The organism is Streptomyces katrae (assembly GCF_000966975.1).
In the GTDB taxonomy this organism is placed as follows: Bacteria; Actinomycetota; Actinomycetes; order Streptomycetales; family Streptomycetaceae; genus Streptomyces; species Streptomyces katrae.
Genome location: NZ_JZWV01000655.1, coordinates 1 through 12,160 on the forward strand (window position 1 = coordinate 1; position 12,160 = coordinate 12,160).

At 71.4% G+C, this 12,160-nt stretch carries 9 protein-coding genes; 4 read left to right on the forward strand and 5 right to left on the reverse strand.

Features of this window, described 5'->3' with window-relative positions; genetic code table 11:
• Positions 1-1,309: hypothetical protein (locus VR44_RS23250; protein WP_425424526.1), on the reverse strand; the 1,309-nt coding region annotated here is incomplete at its 3' end.
• Positions 1,310-1,426: 117 nt separating this feature from the next.
• Between VR44_RS23250 and VR44_RS23255 the strand changes: the two genes are divergently transcribed.
• Entirely contained in the window at positions 1,427-1,966 is a 540-nt protein-coding gene (locus tag VR44_RS23255; RefSeq protein WP_045949517.1) for a WcaF family extracellular polysaccharide biosynthesis acetyltransferase, read from the forward strand.
• A complete protein-coding gene (locus VR44_RS23260) occupies positions 1,963-3,084 on the forward strand; it encodes a glycosyltransferase (protein WP_045949518.1) in 1,122 nt (373 codons plus the stop codon). The genes VR44_RS23255 and VR44_RS23260 overlap by 4 nt, the downstream gene beginning before the upstream one ends.
• A 62-nt stretch (positions 3,085-3,146) precedes the next feature.
• Here the strand turns inward: VR44_RS23260 and VR44_RS23265 are convergent, their stop codons facing one another.
• From VR44_RS23265 to gmd, 3 genes are all read right to left on the reverse strand, one after another.
• A complete protein-coding gene (locus VR44_RS23265; RefSeq protein WP_045949519.1) occupies positions 3,147-3,836 on the reverse strand; it encodes a hypothetical protein in 690 nt (229 codons plus the stop codon).
• Positions 3,837-3,911: 75 nt separating this feature from the next.
• The gene (locus tag VR44_RS23270; protein ID WP_045949520.1) at positions 3,912-6,686 is read right to left on the reverse strand and encodes a CBM96 family carbohydrate-binding protein; all 2,775 of its coding nucleotides are present in this window, start codon (positions 6,684-6,686) and stop codon (positions 3,912-3,914) included.
• Positions 6,687-6,951: 265 nt separating this feature from the next.
• Entirely contained in the window at positions 6,952-7,965 is a 1,014-nt protein-coding gene (gene gmd, locus VR44_RS23275) for a GDP-mannose 4,6-dehydratase (protein WP_045949521.1), read from the reverse strand.
• A 125-nt stretch (positions 7,966-8,090) separates the two neighbouring features.
• Between gmd and VR44_RS23280 the strand changes: the two genes are divergently transcribed.
• The gene (locus VR44_RS23280; protein WP_045949522.1) at positions 8,091-9,035 is read left to right on the forward strand and encodes a GDP-L-fucose synthase family protein; all 945 of its coding nucleotides are present in this window, start codon (positions 8,091-8,093) and stop codon (positions 9,033-9,035) included.
• A gap of 16 nt (positions 9,036-9,051) precedes the next feature.
• Here VR44_RS23280 and VR44_RS23285 read toward each other — a convergent pair whose 3' ends face one another.
• Complete coding sequence (locus VR44_RS23285) at positions 9,052-10,539, reverse strand: sugar transferase (protein WP_094191859.1); 1,488 nt, start codon at positions 10,537-10,539, stop codon at positions 9,052-9,054.
• A 381-nt stretch (positions 10,540-10,920) separates the two neighbouring features.
• Here VR44_RS23285 and VR44_RS23290 point away from each other — a divergent pair.
• Positions 10,921-12,160, forward strand: a 1,240-nt coding sequence (locus VR44_RS23290; protein ID WP_045949524.1) for a M4 family metallopeptidase, incomplete at its 3' end; no start/stop codon positions are given.

Below are 12,160 nucleotides of genomic sequence, written 5' to 3' on the forward strand. Positions count from 1 at the left end.
TGGCGTAGCGGCGGTCGACGCGGGCGGCGGCGTACCCGATGGCCAGCAGGCCGGCGCCCATGCCGAGCGGGCCGAAGTCGAGCCAGAGCTCGGCCCAGATGGGGGAGGAGAGGTTGGTGTTGACCGTGCCCATCCACTGGCCGACCATCACGCCCGTGTCGCGCGGCTTGCCCGGCCATACCGAGCGGGGCACCGCGAAGAAGACGGAGCCGGCGAGCTGGCGGCCGTAGAAGTGGCCGGGGCCGGAGTCGGCGAAGGTGATGGTGTTGGCGAACATGCCGATCTGGTCGTAGTCCTTGAGCGCCATCGGCTCCAGGAACGAGGTCGTCTCGACGGGCTTGTAGTTCTTCTCGTCGTAGCGGAAGCGGTCCGCGAAGGGGAAGACGAGGAGGGCGACGACCACGGCCATGGACAGCGCGACGCGGTACATGGCGGCGCTGACCGGGAAGAGGGTGAACAGCATCGCGAACATCACGGTCAGGAACCAGTAACGGGGGTTCGAGATCGGGTTGTTGACGACGAGGTTGAGGGCGATGAGAGCCGCCCAGGTGACGATGACGGACACCTTGCGGCGGGCGTACGTCGAGGTGACCAGCCAGCGCGTGTACAGCAGCATGGCGAGCAGCGCGGGGACGGTGCCGAAGCCGCGCAGCAGGGCCTGGCCGGCCTGGCCGTCGCCGTTGGACACGCCCGCGTCCTGGATGCCGGCGATGATCTCCTGGCGGCTGGAGAAGAAGACGGCGGGGCCGCCCAGTTTGACGATGAACGCCGCGCTGCACACGAAGGCGATGGCCGTGAGGAGTTGGAGCCGCCGCCGGTGCGCCATGACGGGGCGGGGTTCCTTCTGCGATCCGCCCGCGCGGCCGGCCGGGCGGTGGCGGGCCAGCAGTACGCCGACGTCGAAGGCGGTGCAGCCGAGCAGGACGAGCCCGATGGCGAGGGTCAGGTCGGAGCGGGGTCCGACGACGGGCGTCGGGACGCGTCCGAGCACGGCCTGGGCGAGCGGGGCCACGCCCATGGCCATGTAGACGAACAGCCAGAACGAGCCCTGGAGCAGCTTGCGGCGGCTGGTCAGCACCATGGCGGAGAGGCGGGCGCCCGCGTACATGGTGAGCACCAACTGGAGCCAGAACGCGGCGTCCTCCTGCCCGTCGCCGGACTGGGCGGCGACGAACACCGGCAGGAAGACGGTGAATCCGAGCGCGAGCGGCACGGACAGGGCGCGGGAGAGGAGGGTGCGCGGGGTGGTGACCCGCCCCCACTGGGCCTCGTCCGCGGGTGTCGGGGGCGCCGGGGGCGCCGCTTTCACGCTGGGCGTGCGTATGTCCGTAGCCACCTTTGCCCCCACCCCATGTGCGTGATCCGCGCGCAGTCTAATCTGAGCGTTCCGCGCCAGGGGAGGCGCGTGGGACGACGGGGGCGACCGGTGCGCAATCTTCCTGCCTTCACGCTGGCCGGATACGACAAGGGGCGGGGGCTGCTGACGCAGGCCCTGTGGTTCGCGGTGATGAACACCCTGTTCATGTCGTGGTTCTGTCCGGCCCGGCTGCGCGTGGCGCTGCTGCGGGCGTTCGGGGCGCAGATCGGTGAGGGGGTGCTGATCCGGCACAGGGTGCGCGTGCTGTGGCCGTGGAAGCTCACGGTCGGCGACCACACGTGGATCGGTGAGGGCGTCTGGCTGCTCAACCTGGAGCCGGTGACGATCGGTTCGCACGTGTGCCTGTCGCAGGAGTCGATGCTGTGCACCGGTTCGCACGACCACCGGGCCGCCGACTTCCGCTACCGCAACGCCCCGATCACCGTCGAGGACGGCGCGTGGGTGGCCGTCCGGGCGACGGTGCTGGCGGGGGTGACGGTGGGCCGCTGCGCGGTGGCCGGAGCCGGTGCGGTGGTCCACAAGGACCTGCCCGCCCTGACCCTGCAGACCCAGGACGGCGGCCGCCGTCCGGTGGAGGAGCCCAAGTGAAGATCCTGCACGCCGTCACGCTGCACTCCCCCTCGCACGCCTTCGGCGGCCCGGTGCGGGTGGCGCTGAACCTGGCGAAGGGGCTGCGGGAGCGGGGCCACGAGGCCCGGCTGCTGGCCCTCGGGGAGGGCTTCGACCCCTGGCCGACCTCCGTGGAGGGCGTCCCGGCGAAGCTGTTCCCGGCCCGCAGGCTGCTGCCCCTCGGGTTCAGCGGGATGACCTCGCCGGCCCTGCTGGCCTCGGCGTCGCGGCTGGTCCGGGACGCGGACGTGGTCCACGTCCATCTGGCCCGCGACCTGGTCACCCTCCCGGTCGCGCTGGCGGCCCTTCGGGCGGGCAAGCCGCTGGTCCTCCAGACGCACGGCATGGTGGACCCGAGCGAGAAGCTGCTGGCGAAGGTCCTGGACGCGGTGGCCGTACGCCGCCTGCTGCGCGGCGCGGACGCCCTGCTGTACCTGACCCCGCACGAGCGGACGGGCCTGGACGCGGTGGTCGGCCCCCCGCCCCTCGCGCAGGCGGTCCGCCTGGTGAACGGCACCCCGGCCCAGGAGGAGCGCCCGCCCCTGAGCGGTCCGCCCCGCATCCTGTACTCGGCGCGCCTGCAGGCCCGCAAACGCCCGGTGGACTTCGTGGACGCGGCCCCGGCGGTGCTGGCCGCCCACCCGGACGCGGAGTTCGTGGTGGCGGGCCCGGACGAGGGCGAACTCGCGGCCGTCCGCGCCCGCGTCGCCGCCCTGGGCCTGACGGACCGCTTCACGGTCCCGGGCGCCCTGTCGACCCCGGAGGTCCTGACGGAACTCCGCCGCGCCCATGTCTACGTCCTCCCGTCGGTGGACGAGCCCTTCCCCATGTCGGTCCTGGAGGCCCTCTCGGTGGGCGTCCCGACGGTGGTCACCCACTCCAACGGCCTGGCCCGCGACATCGCGGCCTCGGGCGCGGGCCGGGCGGTCGACCCGGGCCCGCAGGGCGTGGCCGAGGCGGTCCTGGCCCTCCTGGACCCGGCCGAGAACGCCGCGGCGTCGAAGGCGGCCCGCGAACTGGCGGCGGGCTCCTTCTCGATGGACGCCGTACTGGACACCCTGCTCGGGGTGTACGAGGACGCCGCCCGGCGGAGCTGAGGACGCGCGGACGCCGCCGGCCCGGAGGGGGGTGCGGCGGCGTCCGGCGGGGGCGGGGCGGGTTAAGCCGGGAGCCAGGCGTAGCAGTTCGTCGAGGTGAAGGTGGCTGTTCCCGCGGGGATCGTGGCCGTGGTCCTTTCGCCGGGCTTGGGCGGGGTTTCCGGGCCCGAGGCGAGGACGGCGCCGTCCTGGGACTTGGCTTCCCAGGTGCAGGCGGTGGCCTGGGTGAGGGCGCGGTAGGTGCCGGGGGCCGGGTTGGTGCGGGGGCCGTCGGGGAAGCCCTTCTCCGCCGTGTCCAGGATCGGCTTCTGGGCGGGGCAGAGGTATGTGATCGCGTCCTTGGCGCCGGTCAGCTCGCCCGAGATGATCGACGCGGCCGCGGCGTCCTTGTCGTGCTTGGCGGTGCGTTCCACGCGCTGGCAGGTTTCCTGGCCCGTCTGGAGGACGGCCGCGGGGTCGGTCTTCTCCGGGACGCGGCCACTCAGGTACTGCTTCTCGTTCGCCTTGAAGCTGCCCGTCTTCGGGGTGAGCTGCGCGTCCGGGAGGACGGGCCCCTTCGGCTTGGCGCCCGGGTCCGGGGTTGCGGGTGGTGCGGTGGCGTCCACCGGGTCGGGGGCCGGTGAGGCGGCCGGCGGCTTCGGCTTGGCCGGGGCGGCGTCGGCCTTGGTGTCGCCGGAGGAGCTGCATCCGGTGAGGGTGAGGGCGGAGACCAGGAGGAGGGCGGCGGTCGCCGCCCCGGGGCGGAGGTGCATGGCGGGCTCCCGTGGAGGAGAGAAGACGTACGGGGCCCGGCAGGAAGCGCGCCGGGCCCCGTACGTCTCAGGTGGTTACTTCTGGCCGAAGGTGAGGATCAGCTGCGGAGCGGCGTCCGCGGCGGTCGACTCCGAGGACCAGAGCCACAGCGCGTCGCTGCCCGTGCTGGTCAGGCCGAGGCTGTAGCTGCTGCCCAGCACCGCGGAGACCGCGGCGGTGTCGAGCTCGACGTTCTGGATCGCCGAGCCGTCCGGCACGCCCGTGATGCTGCCGAGCGGGGTGGTGCCGAGGGTGGGCTTGGTGTTGAACGTGGTGTCGGCGCCGCTCCAGGTGCCGGTGACCGGGACCACGGAGACGGTGTCGGCGGTGCCGGCGCCGGTCTGCGTGGAGGTCTTGAACTGGAGGGAGGCGGCCTTCAGGACCTGCCCGGCCGGGGCGGCCGGGAGGGTGAAGCGCAGGTACGACTCGTACGCGGAGGTGCCGCGCACCGCGAGCTGCGTGGAGGTGCCGTAGGCCGTGGCCGGGGCGCCCTGGTTGATGTAGGTGTCCTCGGCCGCGGGGACCTTGGAGACCGTGTCGGTCGGGGCCTTGGCCAGGTCGTAGTGGGACTTGACCTGGGCCTGGGTGAGGGCCGTCGGGTAGACGGCGGTCTCGTCGATCTGGCCGGCGAAGAAGTTGCTCGTCGGGCGGTTCGGCCAGCTGTTGAGGTTGTCGCCGCCCACGTGCCAGTAGCCGGCGTACGGGGTGGAGGTGGTGGCGCTGTTGGTGCCCTTGTTCTGGCCGTCCACGTAGAGCGTCATGCCGCCGGGGCCCTGGGTGCCGACGACGTGGTGCCACTTGTTGTCGTTGTACGTCTCGAACAGGCCCGTGGTGATGGTGCGGGCCGAGCCGTTGTAGACGCCGAAGGCGAGGCGGCCGGTGTTGGTCATGTACAGCTGCTTGTCGTACGAGCCGCTGTTGTTGACCGTGTTGTTGCCGAAGCCGATCAGCTTACCGCCGCGCGTGGTGTTCGTCTTGAACCAGGTCTCGACGGTGAAGGCGGCGCCCACGAACTGGCGGTGGTCGCTGTAGACCTGCTGGCTGGTGCCGTTGAAGCCCATGGCCGTGCTGGTGCCGCCGACCGCGCCGGGGCTCTGGTTCAGTGCCGGGGCGTTGACCTGGATGCCGCTGGTGTTGCCGCCGTTCGAGGAGTCGGCCACGTACGGGCTGACGGTGTCGTCGTAGCGCCAGTAGAGGTTGGCGCCGTCGGTGCGGACCTTGTCCGGGTAGGCCGCGGCGGTGGTCGGGACGGTCACGGAGGCGGTCGCGGACAGGGCGCTGGTGTTGCCGGCGCCGTCGGTGGCGGTGACCCGGTAGGTGTAGGACTGGCCGGCCTTGACGGTGGTGTCGGTCCAGGAGGCCTGGGGCCGCTCGAACTCCAGGGAGTCGGCGGTCATGGTCTGGATCGGGGTGGCCGAGCCGTTGCGGTAGATCCGGTAGGTCAGCTTGCTGTCGTCCTGGTCGTAGCTGGTGCGCCAGCGGACCTGGACCTCGCCGGGCTTGATGCTCGCGGCGCTGGCGACCGGGGTGGTGGGCGCGCCGACGTCGCCGGTGTTGGCGAAGCGGGTCAGGCCCGCCTGGGGCTTGCCGTTGATCTGGGTGAACTCGCCGCCGACCCAGAGGTACTTGACGTCCGCCTTGGTGGCGACGGCCATGACGCGCGGGCCGATGCCCTCGCCGATGCCGTCGTTGGCGGTGGGGTGCCAGCCGAGCTTGCGGGGGCCGCGCACGAAGCCGTCCACGGGGGCGGGGGGCGTGCCGGTGTGGTCGGTGGACTGCGCCATCAGGAAGTTGCGCTTGCCGTCGGGGAACTCCAGCTCGGTGGAGCAGTCGTGGCCGTGCGAGGCGCTGTAGAGGACGCCGTCGTACGGGAGCACGAACTGGGTCGCGCCGAGGCAGCGGTCGCGCCACTTCTCGTTGAAGTCGGTGTTCAGGCCGATGCGGCCGTCGAAGACGCCGCCGCCGGAGCCCTCGTTGGCGGTGTAGTAGCCCGTGGCGTCGGCGGCGATGTCCTTGACGACCGAGTTCGACGGGATGTTGGAGTACGTCTTGGTGACGGCGCCGGTGCCGGCGTTGACGACGGCCAGGGCGTGCGAGTTGGCACCGTTGACGGTGAAGAAGTCGCCGCCGAGCAGGACGTTCTTGCCGTCGTTGCTGACCTTGACGGCCCGGCCGGGCTCGTCGGCGTTGGCGGTGAAGGGCTTGAGGGCGCCGGAGGCGGCGTCGACCGCGGCGAACCGCTCGCGGGTCTGGCCCTCGACCGTGCCGAAGTCGCCGCCGACGTAGAGGGTGTCGTCGGTGACGTCGAGCGCGCGCACGGTGGCGGGGACGCCGGGGTGGAAGGAGGCCTTGGGGGTGCAGGTCTCGATGTCGATGGCCGCGAGGCTGGAGACCGGGGTGCCGTTGACGGCGCCGAAGTAGCCGCCGGCGTAGAGGGTCTTGCCGTCCTTGGAGACGGTCAGCGCCCGGACGGTGGCGGTGCCGTCGCCGACGGTGAAGGCCAGCTTGCAGGAGGTGGGGTTGCCGGTGGCGGCGTCGAGCGCCACGAAGTTCACGGCGTCCTGCTCGGCGCCGCCGACGGCGTCGGGCGGGCGGACGGCCGAGAAGGTGCCGCCGGCGAAGACGGTGCCGTTCGCCTCGGCCATGGCGAAGACGACGCCGTTGGGCTGCCAGGTGGGCAGTTCGTCGGCGGTGAACGCCACCGGCGGCGTCAGGGCCGACGCCGAGGGCATCAGCACCACCCCCAGGCCGGTGCCGGCACCGGCCAGTGACAGGACGAGGGCAGCAGTCAGCCCTCTGGATCTACGCATGAGCCCCCCAGGGCAATCGCCCGGTCTGATGGCTGGAACTGTACGAACAGCCGTGTGTATCCGACGCAGACTAGGGCTCGGTCAAGTCCCGGTCACCTCACTTGACCCACTGCATACCAACTTGGGATCAACCGGGGTCGGTTCGGGGGTCCACACCACGGACCCCCGGACACACGGCAGGTTTGTCCCGGTCAGCGCCACGGGATACCGCGGGCCTGACCGGGACATGCAAAACGTAGGCGAATCGTAGGCGAAATATACGGCGTCAGCGGTCGATGCGGACGGTGGCGCCCGCCAGTTGGTCCTCGACCTGCCGCACGTCCGCGTCGACCATGATGCGGGCCAGTTCGGGCACGAGTACCGTCGGCTTCCAGCCGAGGATCTCCTGAGCCTTGGAGGCGTCGCCGATGAGGGCGTCGACCTCGCTGGGGCGCTCGTACTTGGGGTCGTAGCGGACGTGCTCGTTCCAGTCCAGGCCGGCGTGGGCGAAGGAGGACTCGACGAACTCCCGCACGGTGGCGGCGACTCCGGTGGCGACGACGTAGTCGGTCGGCTCGTCCTGCTGGAGCATGCGCCACATCGCCTCGACGTACTCGGGCGCGTAGCCCCAGTCGCGGACGGCGTCGAGGTTGCCGAGGTAGAGGTGGTCCTGGAGGCCGGCCTTGATCCGGGCGACCGCGCGGGTGATCTTGCGGGTCACGAAGGTCTCGCCGCGGCGCGGGGACTCGTGGTTGAAGAGGATCCCGTTGACGGCGAACATGTCGTACGCCTCGCGGTAGTTGACGGTGGTCCAGTAGGCGAAGACCTTGGCCGCGCCGTACGGGCTGCGCGGGTGGAAGGGGGTGTCCTCGTTCTGCGGGGGCGGGGTGGAGCCGTACATCTCCGAGGACGAGGCCTGGTAGATCCGGGTGTCCACGCCGCTGGCCCGGATGGCCTCCAGCAGCCGCAGCGCGCCGAGGCCGGTGACGTCCCCGGTGTAGAGGGGGGCGTCGAAGGAGACCCGGACGTGGGACTGGGCGCCGAGGTTGTAGACCTCGTCGGGGCGGATGTCGCGCAGCAGGTTCACCAGGGCCACGCCGTCGGAGAGGTCGGCGTGGTGCAGGACGAAGGAACGGTTCGCCGTCTGCGGGTCCTGGTAGATGTGGTCGATCCGCTCCGTGTTGAAGCTCGAGGAGCGCCGCACGAGCCCGTGCACCGTGTAGCCCTTCGAGAGCAGGAGCTCGGAGAGGTACGAGCCGTCCTGTCCGGTGACGCCGGTGATCAGTGCGGTCTTGCCCATGGGTCCCCCTGGGGTCCGTTGTCGCTGTTCCGTTCGAGGCTTGGCCTCGGGGTGTGGTCTGTGTGGCGGGCGGGACGGCGTAAGCCCGGCCCGGGGCAGGGCGGCGGACTGGCATCATCGGCGGTATGACTAATCCGCAGCCGCTTCTGCCCCCGCACGCCCGTGTCTTCGTCGCCGGACACCGCGGCCTGGTGGGCTCCGCGGTCGTCCGCCGCCTCACCGCCGACGGCCATGAGGTGCTCACCCGCGGCCGCGCCGACCTCGACCTGCGCGACGCCGCCGCGACGGAGGCGTACCTGAGGGACGTCCGCCCCGACGCCGTGGTGCTGGCCGCCGCCAAGGTCGGCGGGATCATGGCCAACAGCACCTACCCGGTGCAGTTCCTGGAGGACAACCTCAGGATCCAGCTCAGCGTGATCGGCGGGTCGCACGCCGCCGGTGTGGGCCGGCTGCTGTTCCTGGGCTCCTCCTGCATCTACCCCAAGCTCGCCCCGCAGCCCATCACGGAGGACGCCCTCCTGACCGGGCCGCTGGAGCCGACCAACGAGGCGTACGCCCTGGCGAAGATCGCGGGCATCGTGCAGGTCCAGTCGTACCGCAAGCAGTACGGGGCCTCGTACATCTCCGCGATGCCCACCAACCTCTACGGGCCCGGGGACAACTTCGACCTCGAGTCCTCGCACGTGCTGCCCGCGCTGATCCGGCGCTTCCACGAGGCCGCCGCCGAGGGGCGCGAGGAGGTCACCCTGTGGGGCAGCGGCACCCCGCGCCGGGAGTTCCTGCACGTGGACGACCTGGCGGCCGCCTGCGCGGTGCTGCTGGAGCGCTACGACGGGGACGAGCCCGTCAACATCGGCTGCGGCGAGGACCTGACCATCCGGGAGCTGGCCGAGACGGTCGCCGAGGTGACCGGCTTCGCGGGCCGGCTCGACTGGGACACGTCCAAGCCGGACGGGACCCCGCGCAAGCTGCTCGACGTGTCCCGCCTGACGGCGCTGGGCTGGAAGCCCGGCATCGGGCTGCGCGAGGGCATCGCCTCCACCTACCGCTGGTGGCTGGACCAGAACTGACGACAACGGTGGCCCCTCAGTACGCTCCGCGACCGTCGACGACGGCGCGGAGGGTACGGCCCATGACGTCGACATCGCTGGTGAAGGACCAGTTGTCCACGTACTGGAGGTCGAGCTGAATCGTTTCGTCCCAGGAGAGGTCGGAGCGTCCGCTGATCTGCCACAGCCCCGTCATCCCGGGCCGTACGGTGAGCCGGCGCAGCTCGACCTCGTCGTACTCCGCCACCTCCTCCGGCAGCGGCGGGCGCGGGCCGACCAGGGACATGCTGCCCGTCAGGACGTTGTACAGCTGGGGGAGTTCATCCAGCGAGGTGCGGCGCAGCAGCCGGCCCACCCGGGTCACCCGGGGGTCGCGGCGCATCTTGAACATCAGCCCGTCGTTCTCGTTCGACCCCGACAGCTCGGCCTTCAGCAGGTCGGCGTCCTCCACCATCGTGCGGAACTTCCACATGACGAACGGGACCCCGTCGCGGCCGATCCGGCGCTGGCTGTAGAAGGCCGGGCCGCGCGAGCCGAGGCGGATGGCGAGCACCAGCCCGAGGAACAGCGGTGAGAGCAGGAGCAGTCCGGCCGCGGCGGCGACCCGGTCGAGCACCGACTTCAGCAGGGGCTGCGCCCCCCGGCGCACGGGCGGGGCGACCCGCAGCACGGCGAGCCCGCCCGCGGACAGGGTCTCCAGCCGCTTGACGGAGACCTCCACCAGCCCGGGGAAGACCGCCATCTCCAGCCCCTCGTCGTGCAGCGCCCACGCCACCCGGCGCAGCCGCTCCCCCGCGATCCGCGCCCCGGGCACCACCAGCACCAGATCGGCGTGGTGGCTGCGGACGGCGCCCAGTACGGCGGCGGAGTCCTCGGTCAGGGCCTCGGGCATCCGGGCGCCGAGCCGGGCCGCGACGGGCACTCCGGCGTCGAGGGAGCCCTCGCCGACCGGGAGCACGCCGACGACCACGTACGGGTGGTCGGTGCGGGCGGCGAGGTGGGCGATGACGTGTTCGGCGGCGGCGGGTTCGCCGAGCACCAGGACCCGGCTGACGGCCTGGGCCTCGCGGCGGGCGGCGGAGAGGTGACGGTAGGTCAGTTTGCGGCAGGCGACGGTGACGAGGAGGGCGGGGAGCAGGGCCCCGAGGGCGGCCAGTCGGGGGGTGCTCTCCCCGGTGAGCACGCGGGCGACGGCCAGGACACCGATGAGAATCAGCCAGTCGTGTACGACGGGCAGCACTCCGCGGGATTCTCCGAGGGCGCGGGTGGCGTAACGTCGGCGCAGGGCCTGTACGCCGACCCAGGCGAGGGCCGCGCCCAGGGCGCAGTACCCGGGTCTGGCCTGCTGCGCGGCGTCGAAGACCAGGCCGACGGGCACGGCGGCGCCGGCGAAGTCGGCGCCCATGGCGGCGGGCAGGTACCAGCGGGCCTTGTCACCGATGCGCCGCGCGGGGGCGTCCAGGGTCCCGTCCGGAGCACCGGCCGCCGCGGCCACTCTTTGCGCAGGAAAATGGACATGCCTCATGGGCCCCCCTGGCACGTGGTCTATGTCGGTGGTGCTTGCCCGCCGCTTCCCCAAGCAACGAACATCTGTCGCACCGGGAAACAGTACGACAAACACCCGTACGGTAAATGCCGTTCGGGTGAACGGGACCTCTTGTTACCCAAGGGTTAGCAACCGGTACCAACCGTTCCAGCGGTTTCGAAGGCCCCTTGCACACGAAGGTGAATGGTTCGGATACCGGATACGTATCTTCGGACAACGAACCGTTTCCAGCCAACCTTTTGATGTGGCCCTGACATCGGACACTCCAACTGGCACTCTCTGACCGTTCATCGCACAGCCCTGATCTGCCCGGTGGCCCACCCAGCCATCCGGAACCCCCCCTTGCAGAAGGAGTCTGCGTTGAGTCCCACCCCCCAGCGGCGTGCCACCGCGGCCGGCGCACTCGTGGCCGCGGCGGCCCTGGTCGCCGTAGGTATGCAGGCCGGTACCGCCACCGCCGCCGCCGACGCCACCGCGTCGCAGGCCCGCACGGCCGCGCAGCCCAACCCGGGCGCGGCCAACCTCGTACTCAGCGCTTCGGAGCGTGCGACGCTCATCAGCGAGGCCAACTCGACCACCGCGCAGGCCGCCAAGGCCCTCGGTCTCGGAAGCGGCGAGAAGCTCGTCGTCCGCGACGTGGCCAAGGACGCCGACGGCACCACGCACACCACCTACGAGCGGACCTACGACGGTCTCCCCGTGCTCGGCGGCGACCTGACCGTGCACGCCAAGGGCGGCGTCACCAAGAGCGTGACCAAGGCGACCCAGCACGAGATCAAGGTCGCGGACACCAACGCCACGGTCAGCACGGCCGCCGCGGAGGGCCAGGCCGTCTCCGCGGCCAACTCCGCGGGCTCCAAGCAGTCCAAGGCGGACAAGGGCGCCCGCAAGGTGATCTGGGCCGGCTCCGGCGTCCCGGTCCTCGCCTTCGAGACGGTCGTCGGCGGCCTCCAGGACGACGGCACCCCGAGCCGCCTGCACGTGATCACCGACGCCAAGACCGGCGCGAAGATCACCCAGTGGCAGGCCGTCGAGACCGGCACCGGCAACACGCAGTACAGCGGCCAGGTGACCCTCGGCACCACCCAGTCGGGCAGCTCCTACACCCTGACCGACGGCGGCCGCGGCGGCCACAAGACGTACAACCTCAACGGCGGTTCGTCCGGCACCGGCACGCTCTTCAGCAACTCCACCGACACCTGGGGCAACGGCCTGCCCTCCAACAAGGAGACGGCCGGCGCGGACGCCGCGTACGGCGCCCAGCTGACCTGGGACTACTACAAGACCGTCCACGGCCGCAACGGCCTGCGCAACGACGGCGTGGCCCCCTACAGCCGGGTCCACTACGGCAACGCGTACGTGAACGCGTTCTGGGACGACTCCTGCTTCTGCATGACCTACGGTGACGGCACGGCCAACAACAAGCCCCTCACCTCCATCGACGTCGCCGCGCACGAGATGACCCACGGTCTGACCTCGGTCACCGGCAACATGACCTACAGCGGTGAGTCCGGCGGCCTGAACGAGGCCACCTCCGACATCATGGCGGCGGCCGTCGAGTTCTGGGCCAACAACCCGAGCGACGTGGGCGACTACCTGG

Bases quoted from the DNA above. Each gene is read 5' to 3' on its own strand.
- VR44_RS23265 (WP_045949519.1), bottom strand. From the start codon at position 3,836: ATGCACCTCCGCCCCGGGGCGGCGACCGCCGCCCTCCTCCTGGTCTCC.
- VR44_RS23270 (WP_045949520.1), bottom strand. From the start codon at position 6,686: ATGCGTAGATCCAGAGGGCTGACTGCTGCCCTCGTCCTGTCACTGGCC.
- gmd (WP_045949521.1), bottom strand. From the start codon at position 7,965: ATGGGCAAGACCGCACTGATCACCGGCGTCACCGGACAGGACGGCTCG.
- VR44_RS23280 (WP_045949522.1), top strand. From the start codon at position 8,091: ATGACTAATCCGCAGCCGCTTCTGCCCCCGCACGCCCGTGTCTTCGTC.
- VR44_RS23285 (WP_094191859.1), bottom strand. From the start codon at position 10,539: ATGAGGCATGTCCATTTTCCTGCGCAAAGAGTGGCCGCGGCGGCCGGT.